The following is a 704-nucleotide window of genomic DNA, read 5'->3' on the forward strand; positions in this document are numbered from 1 at the left end:
CTTTAGCTCAGTTGGTTAGAGCGCCCGGCTCATAACCGGTAGGTCCGGGGTTCGAATCCCTGAAGGCCCACCATCTTGCCCAGATAGCTCAGTCGGTAGAGCAGGGGACTGAAAATCCCCGTGTCGGTGGTTCGATTCCGCCTCTGGGCACCATTGGTGAATTGAAACTCCTATTCTTAGGAATGGGAGTTTTTTAGACAAAAAGTTTATTAGAAAATGCTGGAAATCACAATGGATATTAGGATTTAACGTTATTTAGATTACTTTAAATTCAAAATAAAAAAATAATAAAAAAATCAAAAAAAGTCTTGAAATTGACTTAAAAATATGATAATATATATCTTGTCGCTGATAAAAAGATTTAGATAAATATTCTTGGGTAGCTCAATGGTGGAGCAACCGGCTGTTAACCGGTAGGTTGTGGGTTCGAGTCCCACCCCAAGAGCCAAAGATGCCGGGGTGGCGGAACTGGCAGACGCACAGGACTTAAAATCCTGCGGTCCTTAAAGACCGTACCGGTTCGATTCCGGTCCTCGGCACCAATAATTAAATAAAGTAGGATATATTAGATAATGACGCGGGGTGGAGCAGTCTGGTAGCTCGTCGGGCTCATAACCCGAAGGTCGTCGGTTCAAATCCGGCCCCCGCAACCAAATAAGGCCCTATGGTCAAGCGGTTAAGACACCGCCCTTTCACGGCGGTAA

4 tRNA genes are annotated in these 704 nt (G+C 45.2%); all 4 read left to right on the forward strand.

Going from position 1 to position 704, the window contains the following annotated elements:
- Positions 1-77: 77 nt before the first annotated feature.
- The 4 genes from CLPU_RS16385 to CLPU_RS16400 all read left to right on the forward strand — a co-directional run bounded on the left by CLPU_RS16385 (position 78) and on the right by CLPU_RS16400 (position 653).
- Positions 78-153, forward strand: a tRNA-Phe gene (locus CLPU_RS16385).
- Between the two features lie 220 nt (positions 154-373).
- Positions 374-448, forward strand: a tRNA-Asn gene (locus CLPU_RS16390).
- A gap of 5 nt (positions 449-453) precedes the next feature.
- Positions 454-542, forward strand: a tRNA-Leu gene (locus tag CLPU_RS16395).
- Between the two features lie 34 nt (positions 543-576).
- Positions 577-653: transfer RNA gene (locus CLPU_RS16400), tRNA-Met, on the forward strand.
- The last annotated feature ends 51 nt before the right edge of the window (positions 654-704 follow it).

Origin of the sequence: Gottschalkia purinilytica (genome assembly GCF_001190785.1) — a bacterium.
GTDB lineage: Bacteria > Bacillota > Clostridia > Tissierellales > Gottschalkiaceae > Gottschalkia_A > Gottschalkia_A purinilytica.